The organism is Bradyrhizobium oropedii (assembly GCF_020889685.1).
GTDB lineage: Bacteria > Pseudomonadota > Alphaproteobacteria > Rhizobiales > Xanthobacteraceae > Bradyrhizobium > Bradyrhizobium oropedii.
On record NZ_JACMYO010000135.1, the window covers coordinates 1 to 23,241 of the forward strand.

Below are 23,241 nucleotides of genomic sequence, written 5' to 3' on the forward strand. Positions count from 1 at the left end.
GTGGGGGCGACAGCGGTGGCGGTTGCGGCGGTGGTTGTGGCGGCGGGGGCGGCGGAGACTAGGATAGCCGTATTTGCTTGATCTCGCGAATGCCGTCGTGATCGCCGAGGCCGCGCACGGTCTGCTCGCAGCGCCAGCCGTTTCCGTCACGCTCGATCGAGAACAGATTGTAGGCCGCCGCCGGATAGTGCTTGCGCGCCAGCGCCGATGCCGACGGCACGCCGATCGCCGGAATTTTCCGCCCGGGGCCGTCGAACCACATGGTCGAATGAATGTGGTCGTGGCCATGCAGCACCAGCTCGACACCGTGGCGCTTGAGCAGCGTCAGCAGCTGGTGCGAATCGGTCAGCCGCTTGGCGCGTCCGTCGGAGTGCAGCGGGTGATGCACGAGCAGGACGCGAAAGGCATCCTCCCGCGACAGCTGTCCGAGGATCGTATCCAACGCGCCGAGCTGGGCGTGGCCGAGCCAACCGGTTGCCATCAGCGGCGGCGTCGGCACTGCCGAGGAGACGCCGACCAGCGCCACCGGGCCGCGGCGGCGCACGAACGGAAAATGCGTCGTCGCGCCATCGGCGTCGCCGCGCAGATAGTCGCCGAAGTGACTGACGAAGCGATGCCGGGTGGCGCGCACATAGGCGTCGTGATTGCCGGGCACCACGGTCACCCCGGTGGGATCGCCGACGCCCTCCAGCCATTGCCGGGCCGGATTGAACTCGGCATCCAGCGCCAGATTGACGAGATCGCCGGTCACGGCGATGTGGTCCGGTTGCTGCGCCTGCATGTCCGACACCAGCGCGTCGAGCACGTCGCGCCGATGATATTTGTGACGGTTGCGCGTCCAGTTCAAATAGCCGAAGGCGCGCTTGCCGGCGAGATCGCGCAGCCGCGCCGCCGGCAACGGCGGCAGATGCGGATCCGACAGATGCGCGAGGCGGAACGCCGCCATCAGGCGATTCCCTTCGGATTGTCCGCGAAAAGTGGCCGGCAACCGGTCATGTCGTGCTATCCCGAACGTCTCACCCTGTATTGGCAAGAGCTGCGCAGCCGCGCAAGGATCAATGCAAGGATCAATGCACGGATCAATCACCATGATGTCGAGGGTTCAGTGACGATCCTGCTGGATTTACGTAAGCGCTTCGAGCCGCAGATCAGGTGGGTGTTTCATTTCTACTGGCGGCTGGTCCGCAGCATGACGCTCGGGGTCCGCGCCGTCGTGCTCGACGCCGACAACAAGGTGTTCCTGGTCAAGCACAGCTACGTCCATGGCTGGTATCTGCCCGGCGGCGGGGTCGAGGTCGGCGAAAGTTTTATCGAGTCGCTGCGGCGCGAGTTGGAGGAGGAGGGGCGGATCGAGCTCGCCGGCGAGCCGGTGCTGCACGGCATCTTCCACAACAGCCACGTCTCGCCGCGCGATCATGTCGCGGTCTATGTCGTCAGGAACTACCGGCAGGACCGCCTGCCGGAGCCGAACCGCGAGATCGTGGCCTGCGGCTTCTTCGATCCGGCCGATCTGCCCGACGAGACCACCCCCGGTACGCGGCTGCGGATCGCGGAGGTGCTCGAGGGCAAGCCGCCGCCGGCGACATGGCGGTGATGGACCGCGCCATCGCCAGATGCTATTCCGCGCCCCACAATGACCGAATTGTCCCTGACCATCCTGCCCGAGACCCCGAAAGACGCCCAGGCGATCGAGCGCCTGCACGAGCGCACCTTCGGGCCGGGCCGCTTCGCGCTCAGCGCCTACCGGCTGCGCGAGCATGTCGATCATCTGCTCGATGTCTCGTTCACGGCGCGGATCGGCACGCTGCTGGTCGGCTCGGTGCGCCAGCTGCCGGTCTGCGTCGGCGATACGCCGGCCCTGATGCTCGGGCCGTTGACGGTCGAGCCGCCGTTCCGCAGCCGTGGCGTCGGCCGCGCGCTGCTCGAGCGTGCGATCAATGATGCCCGTGCCAAGGGTCACCGGCTCATCGTGCTGGTCGGCGACGAGCCGTATTATGCGCGGGTCGGCTTCAAGCCGGTCCCGAAGGGACGGATGACGATGCCCGGCCCCGTCGACTACAGTCGCCTGCTTGTCATGGAACTGGTCGACGGCGCTGCCGAGGGCGTGTCCGGGCCGATCCAGCCGGACTGGAGCAAGGCGATCTGACATCCGCGCGAGCGTCGCCGGAACGGTTGCGCGCTATCGGAAACTAAAGCACAGTTGAGGCAAGCGCCGGGACAAGACCGGCGCATGTCATATCAACAGGGAGAGTGCGCGCCATGATCAAGGTCAGTGTGATGTATCCGAACAATCCAGGCGCACGCTTTGATCACGACTATTATCGCGACAAGCACATGCCGCTGGTGAAGGCGCGCCTCGGCGACGCCTGCAAATACTACACCGTCGACAAGGGTCTCGCCGGCGGCGCACCGGGGACGCCCGCAACCTATGTCGGCATGTGCCACATCTTCTGCGACTCCGTTGAAGCCTTCGCAGCCGGCATGGGCAAGCACGCCCAGGAGATCATGGGCGACATTCCGAACTACACCGATCTGCAGCCGGTGATTCAGATCAGCGAAGTCGTCGTCGGTCACTGAACGGCGCGGACGTAGAGCATGATCCCTCTGCCGCTAATGGCAGAGGGATACGCTTGTCTCAGAACTTCAGATTGGCGAAGGCCCGCACGCCGAGGCCCGGCATCAGCACCTCGTCCTTGGTGTAGGACACCGAGTTGCGGATGTTCTGGTTGAGCAGATTGTTGCCGACCAGACCAAGCGTCATCTCGCGCGCACCGATCCATGACTGACTGAGCTTGGTGTTGTAGGTGATCTCCGCGTTCAGCAGGTTGTATCCCGCCGTCGGCGTCTCGCCGATGACCGCGATGTCGCTCTGCGCGAAGGCGTGCACCAGGTTGATGCGGGTGAACCAGTTGCTGTCGCGCCAGTAGACGCCGCCGCCAAGCCGCACCGGCGGAATCCGTGGCACGTTGCTGCCGTCGGTGAAGGTGGCGCGCACCACGTCGAACTGGTTCTCGATGCCCCAGATGCCGCCGTTGAGTGGGCCGATGTCGAGCTGGCTCTGGAATTCGGCGCCGCGGAAGATGGCATCGCGCTGCGAATACACCGCCTGGCGGCCCTCGTTGCTGGGATCACCGTTGCCGCAGGAATCGAAATCGCCGCCGCACATCACCCCGGTCAGGCGGCGATAGATGAAATTACTGAAGCGGGTGTAGTAGGCGGTGGCCTCGAAGCGGAACGGTCCGGTCGCCTTGCGCAAGCCGACCTCGACCGATTTCGCGGTTTCGATGGTCAGGTTCGGATTGCCGATGTCGAAGGTCCCGGTCGCATCATGCGCGCCGCGCGAGAACAGCTCCGCCGGCTTCGGTGCCCGTTCGACATATTGCGCCGTGATGCTGCCGACGAGATCGCCGGGCAGGTTCTGGATCAGCCCGATGCTGCCGCTGACCGGCGTGTAGGACGGATTACGCGAAACCGAGCTTTGCGGCGTGCCGTCGGGCAGGAAGTCCGCCGGGAAATCCGGCGTCGATCCGTGGAGGTCGACATGCTCGATGCGGCCGGCGACCTGCGCCTTGGTCTGGTCCGTGAACTTGAACTCGTTGAACACATAGCCGGCGACGCGGTCGTTGTTGTTCGGACTCCAGAGGCCATTGAACAGCGCGCCCGGATCGTCCGGGCTCGGCGCGGTCAGCTCCTGATGCCCGCCCTGCAAGCCGAACGCGGTGGTCACGGTGGCGAAGCGCGCGTTGAACGGCATCATCTGCACCTCGACGCGGGCTTCTTGCTCCTTGTTGGTGAAGGTCTGCCGCACGCCGTCGCTGAACAGGTCGGTCGGATCGGCAAGGCCGAGCTCGTTGTGGCGATAGTCGGTCGCGCCGACCCAGAACCGCACGGCGTCGATCGCAGCAGTATCGGGCCGGTACTCGCCCTTGACGGCGATCTTGGTCTGGTGCGCGTCGATCCGGGTCTGGTGATCGGCGCCGCCGATCCCGGGAATATGGTACAGCGCGTCGTTCTGGGTGATCGACGCGCCGATGTAGCCGCCCTGGAAGAAATAGGAGGCGCCGACCGAAGCGCCATCCGACTGCATTGTGGAGTTCGGCTGGCGGCCGTTCACCGGCCGGGTCTGGTCGAACAGATACGGATAGCTCGGGATGCTGTAGTCGCTCGTGGTGCGGCCATAGACGTCGGCATGAACGGCGACATTGTTGCCGCCGGCGTCCAGCAGCATGCCGCCGTCGACGCCGCGATTGACCGAGCTCACCGACGTGCGGGTCTCGACATTGAGGCAACCCGGCGCGCCAGCGTCGGCCAGCGGCGCCTTCACCGGCAATCCGTAGCTCTGGAACGGCGTCGCCGCGCAGGTCGGCATCGCGTCGGGGATGCGGTTATTGGTGGCGCTGACGACGCCGCCGATCGAGGTCGAGCCGTAGCGCAGCGCGGCTGGGCCGCGCACCACTTCGATCTGGTTGGTCGAGAGCGGATCGATCGGAACGAAATGATCTTCGCCGAGATCCGAGACGCCGCCGCCGCCGAGGCCGTTCTCGACGATGCCGACGCGATTGACGTCGAGGCCGCGGATGATCGGCCGGCTCGATGCGCCGGGCGCGAAGCTCGAACCGGTGATGCCGGGCTTCGAGAACAGCAGGTCGCCGAGCGTGGCGCCGCCGGAGCGCCGCAGCTCCTCGTTGGGGATCACGGTGACGGTCGCGAACTGGTCGGTGACGACGGGCAGCACGCCCTGCTGCGGTGCTGCCGCCGCTGCAGCGGACGCCTGTTGCTCCGCGGTTGCGCGTTCGCTGTTGCGGCTCGGAGCGGCCCGGACCGCGCGGGTCGGCATGCGCGTTGGTGCGGCCCGGTGCCGCTGGATCGGGCTTGGCGCCGTCACGGTGATCTCAGGGAGTTGCGTCGGCGTGTCGTCGGCCAGTGCGGTGCTGTTCATTGCGCCGAGCAGCAGCCAGCTCGCGCTCCCGATGTGGAGTGCTCGTTTCTTCTGAAGTGTCATTGTCCCGATCCAGATCCCGTCGAAATGAGGGATCAATCCCAATTGCCCTGCGGGAGTGGGCCGCAACTGTGACGCGGCCGTCCGCTCAGGGCGTGCAGCAATCAGTCGATGTCAGGACAGGGGAGGTGCGCGGGAGTGGAAGGCCGCAGGCGCCGACTTCAGATGGATGAATTCGGCATTGGTGGTGCGGAACAGAAGCTCGACGGCTTCAGGCAACAACAGCACCGGCGGCGCCGTGAACAGCATGCTGCTCGCAAGCGAGATGACGGCGCAGATCGCGCAATTGTCGGCAGGATGCCGGTCGTTGTCGTGCCTGGCGGGAGGCTCGATCCCGGTCACCTGGACCGCGAGGTCCGGCGTCGCCGAGGTCCCGATATAAGCGAGATCGAGCAGCGACAGGCCGCTCTGCACCGCGGGCGCGGCTTGCGCGGCCGCAATGGGGTGGAAATGCCCGAACGACAGCACGAACTGGACAGCGAGCGCGAACAGCGCCAGCCGTGAGCCAGTCTTGATGCGTCTCCGGAACCAGTTCATGCGCCCCACCCAGTCGGGAGCGCGTCAACACCCCAGCGGTCCCGATGTTACATTATAACATCGGATGGCGTGCGCGATGTCAACCAACGTTCAGACATATTGTATCGACGTGTTGCCTGTGTGTGTTTGACGCAACGCAGACGTGAGCCCGGCCGGGCTCAGCGTCCCTCGCGCAGCCAGGTTGCCGCGAATGCGCCGAGCAACAGCAAGAGGCCGACCAGGCCGGCGAACATCGGCAGCACGCCGACACCCTTGACGACGCTGGCGTCGCGCATCTTGACCCCGAGCCAGCCGTCGCCACGGAAGATCGAGGAGGCGCGCACCGGCACGATGCGCGGCATGTCGAGGCTCGATCCGTCGACGATGCGCCGTGCGTCGCCGCCGGTCGTCTGCGCCAGCGGCTTCAGCATCTCGGTGGTCGAGGTGACCTCCGAGAATTCCTTCGGATTGGTCGGGCCGACATTGATCAGTGCCTTGAGCGTGCCGTCGGTGGCCTGCCACAGGCCGAGCTCGCTCGCGGGCAGTGTGGCACGCCACTCGCCGGGATCGCCGGCGGTGAGCGCCATTTCATGCGTGGTGCCGCTCGGCGACGTCACGGTGACCGGTGCGACGGTGTCGGCCATGGTCTGGCGCACCACCATGAGGTCCTTGCCCTGCACCTGCATGCGCAGTGCCTCTTCGTCGAGGTCGGGCTGCTTCATCAGCCAGTGCGATACCCGCCGCAACAGATCGAGATGCGGTCCGCCGCCTTCATAGCCGCGCGCCCACAGCCAGATCTGGTCTGAGAGCAGCAGCGCGACGCGGCCTTCGCCGAAGCGCGACAGCAGCAGCAGCGGCTTGCCGTCGGCGCCGGTCATCACCGGCGGGTTGATCGCGTTGCGGGTGTCGACGGTGCGGAAGAACCGGCTCCAATGCGGCGGCTCGGCATTCGAGCCTTCCAGCCCGCGCGTCACCGGATGGCGTTTCCCGGCATCGCTCAGATGTGCGTAGAACGGCTTCTCGGTGACGCCGACCGGCTCGGCCGGCAGCACCGAATCCAGCGGCGTACGCCAGATGCTGGTGGTCGAGGCATAGTCGGGACCGGCCGAGACCAGCACCGCGCCGCCGGAGCGGACATAGCGCGCGATGTTGTCGAAATAGGCGATCGGCAGCACGCCCTGGCGGGCGTAGCGATCGAAGATGATCAGCTGGAATTCGTTGATCTTCTGCTGGAACAGCTCGCGGGTCGGAAACGCGATCAGCGACAGCTCGTTGATCGGAGTGCCGTCCTGCTTCTCCGGCGGACGCAGGATGGTGAAGTGCACGAGATCGACGCTGGGGTCGGACTTCAGCAGGTTGCGCCAGGTGCGCTCGCCGGAATGCGGTTCGCCGGACACCAGCAGCACGCGCAGCTTGTCGCGCACGCCGTCGATTGCGACCACGGCGCGGTTGTTGACCGGCGTCAGCTCGTTCTCGAGCGGCGAGGCCTCGATCTCGACGATGTTCGGGCCGGCATGCTTGATGTCGATATCGACGCTCGAGGTCTGGCCTGATGTCATCGTGCGCTCGTTGATCACCTCGCCGTCGCGGCGGATCGTGACCTTGGCACGCTCGCCGCTGACGCCCTGGTCGTCGAGCCGGAAAGTAATGGTCTGGGTCTGGCCGACGATGCCGAAGCGCGGCGCGGCCGTGATCGCGATGCGGCGGTCGCGCTCGTCCTTGCGGCCCGTGATCAGGGCGTGCAACGGCGCCTGGAAGCCGAGCGCCTGCGCGTTGGCCGGAATATCATGCACGCGGCCGTCGGTGATCATGAACGCGCCGGCGACGCGCTCGACCGGGACGTCCGACAGCGCCGAGGTCAGCGCGCCGAACAGCTTGGTGCCGTCGGTTTCGCCGTCGGCCTGGCCGGCCTCGACAACGCGGACCTCGAGGCCCTTGATCTGCTTCAGGCTGTCGACCAACGCCTGCCGTGCCTTGTCGGTCTCCTGGTTGCGCGTGCCGAAATTCTGGCTCGGGCTCTTGTCGACCACGACGGCGGCGACTGAGGTCAACGGCTCGCGGTCCTCGCGGGTGAAGGAGGGGTTGGCCAGCGCGAGCAGGATCAACGCCAGCGCGGCGACACGCACCGCGGTGCCGCGCGCGCGCGACAGCAACAGCAGTGCCGCGATGACGACGATCGCGCCGAGCGCGATCCACAGCACGATCGAAGGAACCAGCGGTGTGAACGCGATGCCGTAGTTCATATCATTGTCCCAGCCGCTCGATCAGGGCAGGCGCGTGCACCTGGTCGGCCTTGTAGTTGCCGGTCAGCGTGTACATCACGATGTTGACGCCGGCGCGGAAGGCGAATTCGCGTTGGCGCGGCTCGCCCGGCGTCAACGGCAGCATCGGCTGGCCGTCGGGCCGGATCGCCCAGGCGCCGGCAAGATCGTTCGAGGTGATGATGATCGGGGAGACGCCGTCGCCACCGCGGGCCGGGCGCTGTGCAGCCTCCTCGTCGTCCTCGCGCGGCAGCGCCTCGACCCAGGTCTGGCCGGTGTTGAAGCGGCCGGGGAAGTCGCGCAGCAGATAGAACGTCTTGGTCAGCACGTGCTCGCGCGGCACCGGCTCGAGCTCGGGCACGTCGAGGGTCGACAACAATTCGCGCAGCGTCTGCATGCCCGGCGTCTGCGACGAGCCGTTGTCGCCGGGCGGCGCTTCGACGGCGTCGCGGGTGTCGAACAGCACGGTGCCGCCCTGCTTCATATAGGCGTCGATCTTGTTGATGGCGTCCTGCGGCGGCTTCGGCGCGCCCGGCACGATCGGCCAGTAGATCAGCGGGAAGAATGCCAGCTCGTCGCGCGCCGGATCGACCCCGACGGGATCGCCGGCCTCCAGCGCGGTGCGCTGCCCGAGGAACAGCGTCAGTCCGGACATCCCGGCCTTGACGATGGAATCGACGTCGGCATTGCCGGTCACGACATAAGCGAGCCGCGTCTGCGACACTGACTTGATGGCGAAGTCGTCGCTGCTGCTGTTCTGCGCGCGGGTCGGCGCGGGCGCCATCGTCGTTGCGAGCAGGAAGGCCAACGCAAGCACCGCCGGCGCGGCGCGGCGCCGGATCAGCGCGGCGAGGCCGCCGCCGAGCATCGCCACCACGATCGCGTCGAGCAGGAACAGCGCCAGCGCCGTCGACAGCATAATGCCGCGCAGATCGCGCGGCTCGGTGTTGGTGTAGGTCGCATGCTTCGCGCGCAGGCCGGAGGTGTCGAGCGGCGCGATGCGGTCGGCGGAGGCGAGCGTGTTGACCGCGATCGGGCTCTCTGTGCTGCCGTAGAAGCCGGGCGGATGGTCCGCGGTGCCGCGGTCGCGATAGTCCGCCGACATCGGCTTCGCGGTCGAGGGCGGCGGGCCGAAGGCGCCGAAGCCGTCGAGCGTGCGCAGCGGCGCGACCGTCTCGGCATTGGGATCGCTGGCAACGCCGGGGCCGGGCTTCGAGGTGTAGCCGGACATGTCGATCACCCGCCGCAGCATCTCGACGAAGGTGCCGGACATCGGCAGATCCGACCAGCGCATGTCTGCGCCGACATGGAACAGGCTGACCACGCCCTTGCCGCGACGCTCGCCGGTGACGAGCGGCGTGCCGTCTTCGAGCGAGGCCCAACTCTTGGTCGCGAGCACCGCGTCGGGCTCGGCCAGCACCTGGCGGCTCACGGTGATGTCCTTCGGCACGGTGAGGCCCGCGAACGGACCGTCGGCGGCGAACGAGGCCATGTGCTGCGGCTTCTCCCAGGTCAAGCTGCCGCCGAGCGTGCGTCCGCCGCGGCGCAGCTTGACGGGAACGAGGTCGTCGTCGGCCTGGGCGAGCCGGGGACCCGCGAAGCGCACCAGCACGCCGCCTTGCTCGATCCAGGCGTTGAGCCGGTCGCGAATCTCCGGCGACAGCGTGCCGACATCGGCCATCACGATCATCGGCAGCCGCTGATCGAGGAATTGCCCGATCACCTGCTGCGGCGCGCCGCGATCGCCGAGCCTGACGTCGGCGAACGGCGACAGCGCGCGCGAGAGATAGAAGGTCGACGCCAGCAGCGGCTGGGCGGTGTCGTTGCTCGCACCCGAGACCACGCCGATGGCGCGGCGGCGCCAGCGCCGGTCGAGCAGCTGCACGGCGCCGGCGGAATGCTCGCCCGCTATTTCGAGCCGCGAGATGTCGTTGCGCAATTCGACCGGAAGGTCGAAGGCGGCCTCCGTCTCGCGGTCCTGCGGGCCGAAGGAATAGCGGGCCTCACCGATCGGCGAGCCCTTGGCGTCGACCGCGCGCACGGTTCCGGCCGCGATGCCGTTCTCGGTGCGCAGCACCTTCACCGTCATCTTGGCGGCGGCGTTCTCGGCGGCGACCAGCGCCTGCGCGGATTGCGCACCGCCGGCAAAGATCGTCAGGTTGCGGCTCTCGATCACCTTGCCGAGACCTTCGGTGAATTCGCTGCCGCGGCCGGTGTCGACGCCGTCCGACAGCCAGGCGATGTCGCAGTCGCCGGTCGATTTGAGGAAACGTTCAAGTGTCGCGAGGGTTTCGACGCGGTCGATCGAGTAAGGCTTCGGCGCAAGCTGCCGCAACGCGACGCGCGCGGCGCCGGCCGGCATCAGCGTGATGTCGCGCGTCGGCTCGGATAGCGGCACCAGCGCGACGCCGCGACGGTCGCTGTCGGCATTGGTGATCAGCTCGTCCGCCGCCTTGATCCGTGCATCCCAGCTCGAGGCCGCGCTCCAGCCGTCGTCGAGCAGGATCACCAGCGGCTGCTTGCCGGCGGCAACGCCGGTCTGCGGATTCCAGATCGGCCCCGCGGCGGCGAAGATCACCAGCGCGGCGGCGGCGAGCCGCAGCAGCGTCAGCCACCACGGCGTGCGCGACGGCGTCTCCTCCTTGGGCGCGATGTCGAACAGCAGCCGCGTCGGCGGGAATTCGACCCGGCGCGGCCGCGGCGGCATCACGCGCAGGAGCCACCACAGCACCGGCAGGCTGACCAGCCCCAGCAGCAGCAACGGTTCGGCAAAGGAGAGCGGGAGGCCTGCGATCATGCGCTGCGTCCCGCCTTGACGGTTGAGCGGCCGCCGCCCTTGCTCACCATCATGCCGGCGTGCAGGAACAGCAGCAGTTCGGCCGCAGAGCGGCTGGTGGTGTGGGTCGAGAACAGCCAGTCGAGCCGGTTGGTCTCGCTGCGGATCTCGTCGCGATGCAGCGCGACGCGGGCGACATAGTCGCTCGCCCAGCTCTCGGCGCGGCCCGCGGTGATGGCGCTGCCGGCCTCGGGCTCGATGAATTCGACGCGGCCGGAATAAGGGAAGGTCTCTTCAGCGGGATCGACGACCTGGATCATCGTGCCGTGCGCACCGGAGGAGGAAAGCCCGGCCAGCATCGCCGTGATCTCCGTGATCGGCGACCAGAAATCCGACAGCACGACGATTTCGGCGAGCGACGACGGCACGAAGGACGGCGGCAGGCTCGCGCGCGTCGTCTCGTCGTGCAACATCACTTCCGCCATCTTGTCGATCACGTTCAGGCTTGCGGTCGGGTTCATCAGGCCGGGAATGCCGACGCGTTCTCCGCCCGCAACGAGCAACTCGGCAAGCGCGAAGGCGACGATCAGTCCGCGCTCCAGCTTGCTGTCGCGTGCCTCGCGCGAGGCAAAGGCCATCGAGGGCGAGCGATCGGGCCAGATCCACACGGTGTGCGCGGCCTCCCACTCCTGCTCGCGGACATAGAGATGGTCGTCGCGGGCCGAGCGGCGCCAGTCGACGCGCTGCGACGGCTCGCCGGAGACGAAGCGGCGGTACTGCCAGAAATTCTCGCCCGAGCCGGCGCGGCGGCGGCCGTGCAGGCCATGGATGACGTTGGCTGCGACACGGCGTGCTTCAAGCATCAGGCGCGGCAGCGATGCGGCGAGCGTTCGGCTTTCGCCATCGGCACGTCGAACCGCCAGGATCTCCTCGTTCTGGTGCCTGTTGTCTGCCGCCATCAACCAATCCGCGTCTTCAATTGCTTGATCACGTCCGGAATGGTGCGGCCCTCGGCGCGCGCCGAGAAGGTCAGCGCCATGCGGTGCTTGAGCACGGGCTCGGCGAGATCGAGCACGTCGTCGATCGACGGCGCGAGCCTGCCGTCGAGCAGCGCGCGGGCGCGCACCGCCAACATCAAGGACTGGCTGGCGCGAGGACCGGGTCCCCAGGCGATCAGCTTGCCGGCCTCGCCGCTCTCGGTGCCGGGGCGCGCGGCGCGCACCAGCGTCAGGATCGCCTCGACCACGGAATCGCCGACCGGCAGGCGGCGCACCAGGCGTTGCGCGGTGATCAGCGTCTCGGCGTCCATCGACGCCTTGGCGAGCGTCTCATCGGCACCGGTGGTTTCGAACAGGATGCGCCGCTCGGCGTCGCGATCGGGATAGTCGACGTCGATTTCCATCAGGAAGCGGTCGAGCTGCGCCTCGGGCAGCGGATAGGTGCCTTCCTGCTCGAGCGGATTCTGCGTCGCGAGCACGTGAAACGGTTTTGGCAGATCATGCCGCGCGCCGGCGATGGTGATGTGCTGCTCCTGCATGGCTTGCAGCAGCGCCGACTGGGTGCGCGGGCTGGCGCGGTTGATCTCGTCGGCCATCAGGAGCTGCGCGAACACCGGACCCGAGATGAAGCGGAACGAACGCTTGCCGGCGGAGCTCTCGTCGAGCACTTCGGCGCCGAGAATGTCGGACGGCATCAGGTCGGGCGTGAACTGGATGCGCTTGGCATCGAGCCCGAGGGTGATGCCGAGCGTTTCGACCAGCTTGGTCTTGGCGAGGCCGGGGACGCCGATCAGGAGCGCGTGGCCGCCGGACAGGATCGTCACCAGGGTGTTTTCGATCACCTGATCCTGGCCGAAAATGACCGTGGACACGGCTTCCTTGGCGGCCTTGATCTGGCCCGCGACCTGCTCGGCCGAACGGACGATCACATCCTCCAGTTTTTCGACGCTGTCTGCACCGGCCATTCGATCAGCTCCTTCTCGACGATGCGCTCGATTCCCGCGTCGTCATCACATGGCCCGCATGCTAAACCTGCGCGAAGGCCATGTATTCGTTGAATTAAACTATCCCCACCTTATCGGCATTTCAGGGTATGAACGGCATCACGATGTGGCGAGAATGACATCCCGACCACATCTCAGGATATGTGCACCAAACGTGCCAGATTGAAGGTCGGAAACTTCAGGGCAAACAATGGCGAAGCAAGGGCAGAGCGATTCCGGCAGGGAAACTACGGGCCCTGAAACGAGGGGCCTTGGAGGCAAGGGCCTCGAAGGATTGACCACTGCTGCCAATCAAGCTGCGACATCGGGACCGGCCGGACGCAAAGGGCTGCCGCCGGTTCACCTGTGGAATCCGCCGTTCTGCGGCGATCTCGACATGCGAATCGCGCCTGACGGCACCTGGTTCTACATGGGAACGCCGATCGGCCGCCCCGCGCTGGTGCGGCTGTTCTCCACGATCCTGAAGCGCGAGGACGGCAAGCACTTTCTTGTGACACCGGTGGAGAAGGTCGGCATCCGCGTCGACGACGCGCCGTTCCTTGCCGTGGAAATGCAGACCGAGGAAGACGCGCGCGGCCGTCTGCTCAGGTTCCGCACCAATGTCGACGACTGGGTCGATTGCGAGAAAGGCCATGGCCTCAGATTCGAGGCCGCCGAAGACGGCGGATTGACGCCCTATCTGCATGTCCGCGCCGACCTGTGGGCCAAGGTCACCCGTGCGCTCTACTACGATCTGGTTGACATGGGCGAGCAGCGGATGGTCGATGGTCAGGAGATGTTCGGCATCGAGTCCGGCGGCGAATTTTTCGCGATGGCCGATGCCAGCCAGGTGAGGGACGCACTTTGAACGAGCCGTTGCTGAAGGTGAAGCCGGCGACGGTCAGCTCGACGGAATTCTTCGCGCGGGCCCGCACGCGGCTCAATTTCGAAGTGCCGCCCGGTCTGGTCGATCCGCATATCATTCCGCGCACCGGAGACTCCGGCAACGACCGCATGCTCGAGATCGTCGCACAGGAGCAACCGGTGCGGCCGGCCGCGGTGCTGATCCCGGTGGTCGATCATCCCGAGCCGACCGTGCTGTTGACGCAGCGTTCGCCCAATCTGTCGAGCCACGCCGGTCAAATCTCGTTTCCCGGCGGCAAGATCGACGCCACCGACGCCTCGCCGCTCGATGCCGCGCTGCGCGAGGCCTGCGAAGAAGTTGGGCTGAAGCGGGAATTCATCGACCCGGTCGGCTATCTCGACCTCTATGGCACCGCGTTCGGCTTCCGCATCCTGCCGACGGTCGCCAAGGTGAAGCCGGGATTTGCACTTGAGATCAATGAGGCCGAGGTGGTCGATGCGTTCGAGGTGCCGCTCGCCTTCCTGATGAACCCCGAGAATCATCAGATCCACACCAAGGAATTCCGCGGCATGGACCGGTCCTACTACGCGATGCCGTTCGCCGAGCGTTACATCTGGGGCGCCACCGCGGGCATCCTGCGGGTGCTGTATGAGCGGATCTATCTGTCATGATCCGCACGGTGTTGACCGAGATCGGAATCTTTCTGGTCCCTTTCGCGGTCTATGCCATCTTCCTCATCGCGACGCGGTCCGGCGTGACGCTGCCGGCGTCCTGGCCGCTCGACATGCTGGCGAAGCTGACGCTGGCGGCGCTGGTGATGGTCATCGTGAGCTTCGTGCTGCTGGCCGAATTGACCGGCGCGCCACCGAACTCGACCTACGTTCCCGCCCATATCGAGAATGGCAGGCTGGTGCCGGGAGCTGAGAAATGAGCGAGGTGCGCCTGTTGTCCGACGCGCCATGGCTCGCTTCAGGGCCTGCGGCGCGCGTGCTCGGCCTGCTCAATGCCGACGGAGAGGAAGCGCGGGTGATCGGCGGCGCCGTGCGCAACGCGCTGATGCGGATTCCGCTCGCCGACATCGACATCGCCACCACGGCGCTGCCGGAGGAGGTGATCCGCCGCGCCAAGCGGGCAAGCATCAAGAGCGTGCCGACCGGAATCGAGCACGGCACGGTGACCCTCGTCGTCGACAGCCAGCCCTTCGAGGTGACGACGCTGCGCGAGGACACCGAGACCTATGGCCGCAAGGCCAAGGTGGCGTTCGGACGCGACTGGGTGCGCGACGCCGAGCGGCGCGACTTCACCATCAACGGTCTTTCGGTGGATGCCGATGGCGTCGTGCACGATCACGTCGGCGGCCTCGCCGATATCGAGGCGAGGCGTGTGCGCTTCGTCGGCGATCCCGCCCAGCGGATTGCCGAGGATTACTTACGCATCCTGCGCTTCTTCCGTTTCCACGCCGCCTATGCCGCCGGTGAGGTCGATCGCGCCGGTTATCTCGCCTGCGTCAGTGGGCGCGCCGGCTTGAGCGGCCTGTCGGCCGAGCGCATCCGGATGGAGATGCTCAAGCTTGTGGTGGCGAATGGTGCCGCGGGCGCGGTGGTCGCGATGGGTGATGGCGGGTTGCTGCTGCCGCTGTTCGGCGGCGTTGCCTATACCGGGCCGTTTGCGGCGATGATCGAGATCGAGCAACTGATGGCGCTCGCGCCAAGCGCGATGCGCCGGCTTGCCGCGCTGACGGTTGCCGTGACCGAGGATGCGCGGCGCATCGCGAGCCGGCTGCGGCTCTCCAATGCCGAAGCCAAGGCGCTCGATTCGATGGGGCATCGCTGGTGGCGCCTGCCCGGCATGGACGAAGCGCATGCCAAGCGCCGGCTCTACCGGCTCGACGAGGAGCCCTATCGCGACCGGCTGCTGCTCGCCTGGGCACGAACCGGCGCGGGCCGCGACGTCGATCAGTGGCGTGCGCTCGCGACGCTGCCGCAGCGCTGGCGCGCCCCGCACTTTCCGTTGAGGGCGTCGGATTTCATCGCGCGCGGGATTGCCGAGGGACCGGCGCTGGGGCATGTCCTGACCCTCGCCGAGGATGCGTGGCTTGCCGCAGATTTTCCGCTCGATCCGCAGGTGTTGTCCGGCATCGCCGACCAGACCGTTTCCCGTTTCACCCGCGACCATCGGCTGTGAGCGTTGGCCGATATCTCAATCAGGTCGCGGTCATGGTCGGCGGCGCTGCGATGATTGCGGACGCGTTGCGCGCATTGTGACGAGAAGCGGGGGCGATGCTGCCGGCGGTTCGCCGGTCGGCATCGCCTGAGGAATCCTACGCAGCCTTTTTAAGCAGCCTTGCGCTTCTTCTTGCGGTCGCCGTCCTCGTCGTCGTCCTCTTCTTCCTCGTCCTCTTCTTCCTCGTCGTCTTCCTCGTCATCCTCTTCCTCGTCATCTTCCGGATCGATCTCGGTCGATTCGAGTGCGACGAGCGGCAAGGTTTCGCGGAACAGGTCGCCGTCCGTTCCCATCCACAGGCACTCGACCTTGTCCTCGTCGACTTCGACGACCGTGATCGGATGGCCGCCGGACTTCAGTATGACAACATCGCCTGGTTTCAGTTCCATGATTTTCCCTCCGCGCTGGATGACGCGGCCGGCAAGCTACCGGGCGGTGATGACAGTCCGATCACGGCCGGCGTTCTGCGCGGTGGATGGCCGTGAAAACAGCCGCAGCTTCTATGTCTGCGCGACAGGAACCAGTTCGGTCAGCGAGCGGATGATGCGGTCCGGCTTGATCGTCGATCCCGGCGGCAGTCCGACACCATGCACATCCATCCAGATCGCATAGATGCCAAGCCGCTGCGGCGCCACGACTTCCCACTCGAGATTGTCACCGATCATCCAGGTATCGGCTGCGGTGACACCGAGTGCCTGCATCGCGTGCAGATAGGCGCGCTCCTCCGGCTTGCCGAAGCCATGCTCGCCCTCGATCTGGATGTGATCGAAGCGATGGCCGAGCGCGAAGCGCTCGACCTTGGCGCGCTGCATGTCGGCGGCGCCGTTGGTGACCAGCGCGAGCTTGATGCCGAGCGCGTTGAACGCATCGATCGCCTCATGCGCGCCGGGGAAGACGAACATCTCTTCCTCCCGATAGGCGGTGAAGCGGTCGGCGATGCGATCCGCGAGATCGTCGGGCAGCGACCGGTGGCCGGCTGCGGCCAACGCCGCGAAGCCGCCCTTCACGGTGAGCCGCCGCGCCTCGCCGAGCTTGATCCGCCAGATCGGCTCGGCCGTCGACCAGAACTGCCGGGCAGAAGCCAATAGCGCAGTGGCGACCTGATCCGGGGGCAGGGGAGCGAGCTCGGCGGCGAATTCGGTAGTGATCGCGTTCCAGGCGATCTCGGGGCGTCCATAGGCCGACAGGATGGTGTCATCCATGTCGATCAGCATTGCGCGCGGCAGGTTCGTTATGGCCATTTCACCTCCGGCGGCAGCGACGACAGGATCGAATCCACATTGCCGCCGGTCTTCAGGCCGAAGATGGTGCCGCGATCATAGAGCAGGTTGAACTCGACATAGCGTCCGCGGCGGATCAGCTGCTCGTCGCGATCCTCCGCGCTCCAGGCGGCGTCGAAATTGCGCCGCACCAGCTCGGGATAGATTTTCCGGAAGCTGCGCCCGACGTCCTGGGTGAAGGCGAGATCGGCTTCCCAGTCGCCGCTGTCGTGCCAGTCATAGAAGATGCCGCCGACACCGCGGGCTTCCTTGCGGTGAGGCAGATAGAAATACTCGTCGCACCATTTCTTGTACTTGTCGTAGTCGGCGACGCCGTTCGGCCCGCTGCACGCCTCTTTCAGCGCGGCATGGAAGGCGACCGTGTCCGGGTCTTCCTGGGTGCGCCGCCGGTTCAGCACCGGCGTCAGGTCGGCGCCGCCGCCGAACCAGGCCTTGGTGGTGACGACGAAGCGGGTGTTCATATGCACGGCGGGCACGTTCGGATTGCGCAAGTGCGCGATCAGCGAAATGCCCGAGGCCCAAAATCGTGGATCGTCGGCGGCGCCGGGAATCTGCGCGCGGAATTCGGGGGCGAACTCGCCATGCACGGTCGAGCAGTGCACACCCACCTTTTCGAATAGCCGGCCCTTCATGATCGACATCACGCCGCCGCCGCCGGGCTTGCCGGTGTGGTCGGTGCGATCCCAGGGGGTGCGCACGAACCGGCCGGCATTGCCGGGGTAGAGCGCGGAAGGGGCGTCGTCCTCGAGCGTCTCGAAGGCCGCGCAGATGTCGTTGCGCAGGGCCTCGAACCAGCTGCGCGCGCGCGCCTTGCGGTCCTCGATGATGGCGGGGTCTGTTGGCAGCATGACTAACCTTGCGGGCCGAAGTAAGTGCAGCTCTCGTTGCAGCTGTCGCGATGGACGCTGACGCGGGTCAGCTTGCCGGCGTGTTGCAGGCGCTCCCAGATGAAGCGTGAGAGATTTTCCAGCGTCGGGACACCGATCGCCTCGATCCTGTTCAGGAACTTATGATCGAGCGTCTTCTGCACCTCGGCCATCGCGCGCTCGAGCAGGCCGAGATCGATCACCATCCCGGTTTTCGGATCGGGCGTGCCGCGGACGGTCACCTCAGCTCGAAACGAGTGACCGTGAATCTCCTCGCTGGCGGTGCCAAAGGTCGTTCCGGACAGCGCATGCGCAGCCTCGAACCGAAACGCTTTCGTCAATTCCCACATCTCTCTCAACAATCCAGTTTCAGTTAGTTCATCTAATGCCGAGCGTCTTGTGCGTCTGCACGCTGAGGCGCCATTGCGGGTGCTTCAGGCAATAGGCGATCGCCCGTTCGGTATTCTCGATCACGTCGGGTCCGTCCATCGGCTGTAGCGAGAAGCGCTCGAAGGCAAGCCCTGCAAAATCCTCCGGCGCGTTTTCCGGCTGCGGATAGACCAGCTTGAGCTCGTGCCCCTTGCGGACCACGAGCTCGGACGCGGCCTTGGGGCTGACGCAGATCCAGTCGAGCCCGTCGGGCGGGGCGATGGTGCCGTTGGTCTCGATCGCGATCGCAAAACCGTGGCCGTGCAGGGCCTCGATCAGGGCCGTATCGACCTGCAGCAGCGGCTCGCCGCCGGTCAGGACCACGTAGCGGTCGGCCTCGCCCCCGGTCCATCGCCCGGCAATGGTGCCGGCGAGCTCCGCCGCGTCGCCATAGCGGCCGCCCAGCGTGCCGTCGGTACCGACGAAATCGGTGTCGCAGAACCGGCAGACGGCCCCAGTGCGGTCCTGCTCGCGGCCGCTCCAGAGGTTGCAGCCGGCAAACCGGCAGAACACGGATGCGCGGCCGGCATGGGCGCCTTCGCCCTGCAGGGTGAGAAAGATCTCCTTGACCGCGTAGCTCACCAAAAATCCCTTAAGTTGCCGATCCGGCAATTGCCGAACCTGTCTGCCGCAGCGCCTCGCCGACGGCCATGGCCACCGTGACGGCCACATTGAGCGAACGCATGGTCGGCTTGATCGGAATCAGCAGCCTCGCATCGGCAGCGGCCACCACCGCGTCGGTCACCCCTGCCGACTCGCGCCCGAACAGCAGGACATCGGAGGCCGTATACTCGAAATCAAGGTAGGATTTCGCCGCCTTGGTCGTGAACAGGACCAGACGGCAGGCGGCCTCGGCGCGCCATTCCTCGAATTTCGACCATGAGTCGTGACGCTTCAACCGCACATGGTCGAGATAGTCCATACCCGCCCGGCGGAAATTCCGGTCCGAGGTGTCGAATCCCGCCGGTTCGATGATATGGGCCGACACGTCCAGGCAGGCGCAGAGGCGCAGAATCGTCCCTGTATTCTGGGGGATGTCGGGCTGGAACAGCGCGATCTGCATGGTGCCGACAACCTGTGAAATCCGGATGAAATTGTCTCAATAAAACATCGCTCGGCGCGGATTTCGTGCATTGCACGTGTGCGAGCCGATAGCGGGCTTGCGCTCGTCCGGCAAGGGTGCCAATAGAACGATTCTGGACTGCTGTTCCGCCATTTGGGGTGGGGAATAGCGGTTTTCTGCCGCCGCGGGGGCCGCGGGCGCCGGCAGCCTTTCTTGGGGCGCTTCCCAGCGTCTCTGGGGCGGTTCCACCGGCTGCAGAAAAGAAAGGGCTAGGAATCGTGACGACAGCGTCTTCGGCGGACCATCCGACACGCCGTGATTTTCTCTTTGTTGCAACCGGAGCTGCCGCCGCCGTCGGCGCAGCCGCCACTGTCTGGCCGCTGGTTGCCCAGATGAACCCGGACGCCGCGACGATCGCGGCCGGCGCGCCGATCCAGGTCGATCTGGCGCCGATCGCCGAGGGCCAGGACATCAAGGTGTTCTGGCGCGGCAAGCCGATCTACATCAGCCACCGCACCAAGAAGCAGATCCAGGAAGCCCAGAGCGTCGCGCTCTCGAGCCTGCCCGATCCGCAGCCCGACTCGGCCCGCGTCAAGGCCGGCCACGACCAGTGGCTGGTCGTGATCGGCATCTGCACCCATCTCGGCTGTATCCCGATCGCCCATGAGGGCAATTACGACGGCTTCTTCTGCCCCTGCCACGGCTCGCAGTACGATTCCTCCGGTCGTATCCGCCAGGGGCCGGCGCCCGCCAACCTGGCGGTGCCGCCCTACGCCTTCCTTTCCGACACCAAAATCCAGATCGGCTAAGTCCCGGACCCCCGGGGCTTCGGCTTCCCTTTGGACCCATCGCGTCGTTTTTCTTCTTCAGGATCGCATCAATGAGCGGACCATCTGATTTCCAACCGAGCAACCCCGCCTTGAAGTGGATCGAACGGCGCCTTCCGATCTTCGGCCTGATCCACTCCTCGTTCGTGGCCTATCCGACGCCACGCAATCTGAACTACTGGTGGACCTTCGGCGCCATCCTTTCGATGATGCTGGCGCTGCAGATCCTGACCGGCGTCATCCTGGCGATGCATTACACGCCGCATGCCGACCTTGCGTTCAAGTCGGTTGAATTGATCGTCCGCGACGTCAACTACGGCTGGCTGCTGCGCAACATGCACGCCTGCGGCGCGTCGATGTTCTTCTTCGCCGTCTACATCCACATGTTCCGCGGTCTCTATTACGGGTCGTACAAGGAGCCGCGCGAGGTGCTGTGGATCCTCGGCGTCATCATCTACCTCTTGATGATGGCGACCGGCTTCATGGGCTACGTGCTGCCGTGGGGCCAGATGAGCTTCTGGGGCGCCACCGTCATCACCAACCTGTTCTCGGCCGTGCCGTATTTCGGCGAGAGCATCGTGACGCTGCTGTGGGGCGGCTATTCGGTCGGCAACCCGACGCTGAACCGCTTCTTCTCGCTGCACTACCTGCTGCCGTTCGTGATCGCCGGCGTGGTCGTGCTGCACGTCTGGGCGCTGCATGTCGCGGGTCAGAACAACCCGGCCGGCGTCGAGCCCAAGACCGAGAAGGACACCGTGCCGTTCACGCCACATGCGACGATCAAGGACATGTTCGGCGTGTCCTGCTTCCTGATCTTCTTCGCCTGGTTCATCTTCTACATGCCGAACTATCTCGGCGACGCCGACAACTACATCCCGGCGAACCCCGGCGTGACCCCGGCGCACATCGTGCCTGAATGGTACTACCTGCCGTTCTACGCGATCCTGCGTTCGATCCCGAACAAGCTCGCCGGTGTCGTGGCGATGTTCTCGGCGATCATCATCCTGTGCTTCCTGCCCTGGCTCGACAGCGCACGGACCCGGTCGTCGAAGTATCGTCCGCTGGCCAAGCAGTTCTTCTGGATATTCGTGGTGGTCTGCATCCTGCTCGGCTACCTCGGCTCGCAGCCGCCGGAAGGCATCTATGTGATCGCCGGGCGCATCCTGACGGTCTGCTACTTCGCCTACTTCCTGATCGTGCTGCCGCTGCTCGCCCGCATCGAGACGCCGCGCCCGCTGCCGAACTCGATCGCCGACGACGTGCTGGCGAAGAGCAAGGGCAGGGCCGCGACCGCAGCCTCCATGCTGCTCGCGCTGGTGGTTGCTGGCGGCCTGTTCGCCGGCAGCACCCAGAACGCCAAGGCCGAGGAGGGGGGCGACACCCCGCCGGCGCAGAGCTGGTCGTTCTCCGGCCCTTTCGGCAAGTATGACCGCGGCTCGCTGCAGCGCGGCCTGAAGGTCTACAAGGAAGTCTGCTCGGCCTGCCACAGCCTGAACTACATCGCGTTCCGCAACCTCGCCGATCCCGGTGGTCCCGGCTACTCGGAGGCGCAGGCAGCCGCCTTCGCGGCCGAGTACAAGATCAAGGATGGTCCGAACGACCAGGGCGAAATGTTCGAGCGTCCGGGCCGCACGGCGGACTACTTCCCGGCACCGTTCCCGAACGAGCAGGCCGCGGCCGCGGCCAACGGCGGCAAGGCGCCCCCGGATCTGTCGCTGATGACCAAGGCGCGGTCCTACAAGCGCGGCTTCCCGCAGTTCGTGTTCGACTTCTTCACCCAGTACCAGGAGCAGGGACCGGACTACCTCGACGCCGTCCTGCAGGGCTTTGAAGACAAGCCGCCGGCAGGTGTCACCGTCCCTGAGGGTACCTACTACAACAAGTACTTCCCCGGTCACGCCATCAAGATGCCGAAGCCGCTGTCCGACGGTCAGGTGACCTTCGACGACGGCGCGCCGGCGACGGTCAAGCAGTATGCGCACGACGTCACCACCTTCCTGATGTGGACGGCGGAGCCGCGCTTGGAAGAGCGAAAGCGGATCGGCATGCAGGTGTTCGTGTTCCTGATCATCTTCGCGCTGCTGATGTACTTCACCAAGCGCAAGGTCTGGGCCGGCGCCCACTGACCTCGGTTACGGTAGCGAGACTTTGAAAAAGCCCCTTCGGGGGCTTTTTTGCTTCACAACGTCATTCCGGGATGGTGCGCTGGCACCAGGCCACAGATGCGCAATTGCGCATCGGGGAATCTCGAGATTCCAGGTTCGATGCTGCCGCCTCGGCCCGGAATGACAGCGTCGTCAATTGCGTCCGTCACGAAGTACGGACAAGATGCCAGCCAATCAGCCGGCAAACATCGCGGAGGAATTCATGGGTACCAGCATCAACTTCAAGCGCCCGGACGGCAAGGATGCGTCGGGCTATCTCGCCAATGCCGCGCGCGGCAACGCACCGGGCGTGGTCGTGATCCAGGAATGGTGGGGCCTGCAGGACCAGATCAAGGGAATGTGCGACCGCTTCGCGCGGGCCGGTTTCGATGCGCTGGCGCCCGACCTCTACAAGGGCAAGGTGGTGCCGTATCACGACACCGACGCCGCCGGCAAAGAGATGAACTCGCTGGATTTCATGGACGCCACCACGCAGACCGTGCGTGGCGCCGCGCAATATCTTGGCAAGAACGGCGCCAAGGTCGGCCTCACCGGCTTCTGCCTCGGCGGCGCGGTGACCATCATCGGTGCCACCAAGATTCCGGAACTGACGGCCGGCGTGGTGTTCTACGGCATTCCGCCGGAGCAGGCGGCGAAGCCTGCGGACGTCCGGATTCCGTTGCAGGGGCACTTTGCCACCAAGGACGACTGGTGCACGCCGGCGCTGGTCGATGGTTTCGAGAAAGCGATGAAGGCCGCCGGCAAATCGCTGGAGCTGTTCCGCTATGACGCCGAGCACGGTTTCGGCAACGAGCAGCGCCTGTCGGTGCACGACCGCCAGTGCGCGGAGCTCGCCTGGGACCGCGCCACGGATTTCTTCAGGAAGCATCTGGGGTAAAGGCACTTCCCGCACACACTGCGTCGTCCCTTCGAAAGCAGGGACCCATACGCCGCGGCCGTGGCAGGGAGCACACCGGCAGTCATCTCGCCAAGCAACTGCTCCCTGTGGTT

General features: G+C 66.0%; 23 protein-coding genes. 10 read left to right on the forward strand and 13 right to left on the reverse strand.

Annotation, left to right across the window (positions count from 1 at the left end):
* Positions 1-58: 58 nt before the first annotated feature.
* Positions 59-946, reverse strand: a complete 888-nt coding sequence (locus H8A95_RS29970; protein ID WP_229186473.1) for a metallophosphoesterase family protein — start codon at positions 944-946, stop codon at positions 59-61.
* Between the two features lie 159 nt (positions 947-1,105).
* On the opposite strand from H8A95_RS29970, the gene H8A95_RS29975 reads away from it, so the two are divergent.
* The 3 genes from H8A95_RS29975 (at position 1,106) to H8A95_RS29985 (ending at position 2,577) form a co-directional block, all read left to right on the forward strand.
* Positions 1,106-1,594, forward strand: a complete 489-nt coding sequence (locus H8A95_RS29975) for an NUDIX domain-containing protein (protein ID WP_163157017.1) — start codon at positions 1,106-1,108, stop codon at positions 1,592-1,594.
* Positions 1,595-1,633: 39 nt separating this feature from the next.
* Positions 1,634-2,146 (forward strand): GNAT family N-acetyltransferase, encoded by a 513-nt coding sequence (locus tag H8A95_RS29980; protein ID WP_229186474.1) that lies wholly within the window; start codon positions 1,634-1,636, stop codon positions 2,144-2,146.
* Positions 2,147-2,259: 113 nt separating this feature from the next.
* Complete coding sequence (locus H8A95_RS29985) at positions 2,260-2,577, forward strand: EthD family reductase (RefSeq protein WP_029083699.1); 318 nt, start codon at positions 2,260-2,262, stop codon at positions 2,575-2,577.
* 58 nt (positions 2,578-2,635) lie between these two features.
* On the opposite strand, the gene H8A95_RS29990 is transcribed toward H8A95_RS29985, so the two are convergent.
* The 6 genes from H8A95_RS29990 to H8A95_RS30015 all read right to left on the reverse strand — a co-directional run bounded on the left by H8A95_RS29990 (position 2,636) and on the right by H8A95_RS30015 (position 12,515).
* A complete protein-coding gene (locus tag H8A95_RS29990; RefSeq protein ID WP_229186475.1) occupies positions 2,636-5,002 on the reverse strand; it encodes a TonB-dependent receptor in 2,367 nt (788 codons plus the stop codon).
* Positions 5,003-5,113: 111 nt separating this feature from the next.
* Entirely contained in the window at positions 5,114-5,536 is a 423-nt protein-coding gene (locus H8A95_RS29995) for a DUF2946 family protein (RefSeq protein ID WP_229186476.1), read from the reverse strand.
* Between the two features lie 158 nt (positions 5,537-5,694).
* A complete protein-coding gene (locus H8A95_RS30000) occupies positions 5,695-7,758 on the reverse strand; it encodes a hypothetical protein (RefSeq protein WP_229186477.1) in 2,064 nt (687 codons plus the stop codon).
* 1 nt (position 7,759) lies between these two features.
* Positions 7,760-10,570: a DUF4159 domain-containing protein gene (locus H8A95_RS30005; protein WP_229186490.1), complete on the reverse strand. Its 2,811-nt coding sequence runs from the start codon at positions 10,568-10,570 to the stop codon at positions 7,760-7,762.
* Entirely contained in the window at positions 10,570-11,511 is a 942-nt protein-coding gene (locus tag H8A95_RS30010; RefSeq protein ID WP_229186478.1) for a DUF58 domain-containing protein, read from the reverse strand. Before H8A95_RS30010 ends, H8A95_RS30005 begins: the two co-directional genes overlap by 1 nt.
* Positions 11,511-12,515, reverse strand: a complete 1,005-nt coding sequence (locus tag H8A95_RS30015; protein ID WP_229186479.1) for an AAA family ATPase — start codon at positions 12,513-12,515, stop codon at positions 11,511-11,513. The genes H8A95_RS30010 and H8A95_RS30015 overlap by 1 nt, the downstream gene beginning before the upstream one ends.
* Before the next feature lie 229 nt (positions 12,516-12,744).
* On the opposite strand from H8A95_RS30015, the gene H8A95_RS30020 reads away from it, so the two are divergent.
* The 4 genes from H8A95_RS30020 to H8A95_RS30035 are packed head-to-tail and all read left to right on the forward strand — an operon-like array spanning position 12,745 to position 15,582.
* Positions 12,745-13,401, forward strand: a complete 657-nt coding sequence (locus tag H8A95_RS30020) for a DUF1285 domain-containing protein (RefSeq protein ID WP_229186480.1) — start codon at positions 12,745-12,747, stop codon at positions 13,399-13,401.
* On the forward strand, positions 13,398-14,069 hold the full coding sequence (locus H8A95_RS30025; RefSeq protein WP_229186481.1) for a CoA pyrophosphatase: 672 nt from the start codon (positions 13,398-13,400) through the stop codon (positions 14,067-14,069). The genes H8A95_RS30020 and H8A95_RS30025 overlap by 4 nt, the downstream gene beginning before the upstream one ends.
* Positions 14,066-14,329, forward strand: a complete 264-nt coding sequence (locus H8A95_RS30030) for a DUF6111 family protein (RefSeq protein ID WP_163156996.1) — start codon at positions 14,066-14,068, stop codon at positions 14,327-14,329. Before H8A95_RS30025 ends, H8A95_RS30030 begins: the two co-directional genes overlap by 4 nt.
* A complete protein-coding gene (locus H8A95_RS30035; protein WP_229186482.1) occupies positions 14,326-15,582 on the forward strand; it encodes a CCA tRNA nucleotidyltransferase in 1,257 nt (418 codons plus the stop codon). The genes H8A95_RS30030 and H8A95_RS30035 overlap by 4 nt, the downstream gene beginning before the upstream one ends.
* 149 nt (positions 15,583-15,731) lie before the next feature.
* Here the strand turns inward: H8A95_RS30035 and H8A95_RS30040 are convergent, their stop codons facing one another.
* From H8A95_RS30040 to H8A95_RS30065, 6 genes are all read right to left on the reverse strand, one after another.
* On the reverse strand, positions 15,732-16,010 hold the full coding sequence (locus tag H8A95_RS30040; RefSeq protein ID WP_229186483.1) for a YodC family protein: 279 nt from the start codon (positions 16,008-16,010) through the stop codon (positions 15,732-15,734).
* Between the two features lie 111 nt (positions 16,011-16,121).
* Positions 16,122-16,862 (reverse strand): HAD family hydrolase, encoded by a 741-nt coding sequence (locus H8A95_RS30045; protein WP_229186484.1) that lies wholly within the window; start codon positions 16,860-16,862, stop codon positions 16,122-16,124.
* On the reverse strand, positions 16,853-17,749 hold the full coding sequence (gene hemF / locus H8A95_RS30050) for an oxygen-dependent coproporphyrinogen oxidase (RefSeq protein ID WP_229186485.1): 897 nt from the start codon (positions 17,747-17,749) through the stop codon (positions 16,853-16,855). The genes H8A95_RS30045 and hemF overlap by 10 nt, the downstream gene beginning before the upstream one ends.
* Positions 17,750-17,751: 2 nt before the next feature.
* Positions 17,752-18,117 (reverse strand): 6-pyruvoyl trahydropterin synthase family protein, encoded by a 366-nt coding sequence (locus tag H8A95_RS30055; RefSeq protein ID WP_163156988.1) that lies wholly within the window; start codon positions 18,115-18,117, stop codon positions 17,752-17,754.
* Between the two features lie 28 nt (positions 18,118-18,145).
* Positions 18,146-18,778 carry a 7-carboxy-7-deazaguanine synthase gene (gene queE, locus H8A95_RS30060; protein ID WP_229186486.1) on the reverse strand — a complete coding sequence of 211 codons (633 nt, stop codon included), beginning with the start codon at positions 18,776-18,778 and terminating at the stop codon, positions 18,146-18,148.
* A 10-nt stretch (positions 18,779-18,788) separates the two neighbouring features.
* Positions 18,789-19,259, reverse strand: coding sequence for a tRNA (cytidine(34)-2'-O)-methyltransferase (locus H8A95_RS30065; RefSeq protein ID WP_229186487.1), 471 nt, complete (start codon positions 19,257-19,259; stop codon positions 18,789-18,791).
* Between the two features lie 278 nt (positions 19,260-19,537).
* Between H8A95_RS30065 and petA the strand changes: the two genes are divergently transcribed.
* The 3 genes from petA to H8A95_RS30080 all read left to right on the forward strand — a co-directional run bounded on the left by petA (position 19,538) and on the right by H8A95_RS30080 (position 23,128).
* A complete protein-coding gene (gene petA / locus H8A95_RS30070) occupies positions 19,538-20,068 on the forward strand; it encodes a ubiquinol-cytochrome c reductase iron-sulfur subunit (protein WP_212017664.1) in 531 nt (176 codons plus the stop codon).
* A 71-nt stretch (positions 20,069-20,139) separates the two neighbouring features.
* Positions 20,140-22,212 (forward strand): cytochrome c1, encoded by a 2,073-nt coding sequence (locus H8A95_RS30075; protein WP_229186488.1) that lies wholly within the window; start codon positions 20,140-20,142, stop codon positions 22,210-22,212.
* 241 nt (positions 22,213-22,453) lie between these two features.
* Entirely contained in the window at positions 22,454-23,128 is a 675-nt protein-coding gene (locus tag H8A95_RS30080; protein WP_229186489.1) for a dienelactone hydrolase family protein, read from the forward strand.
* Positions 23,129-23,241: the final 113 nt, after the last annotated feature.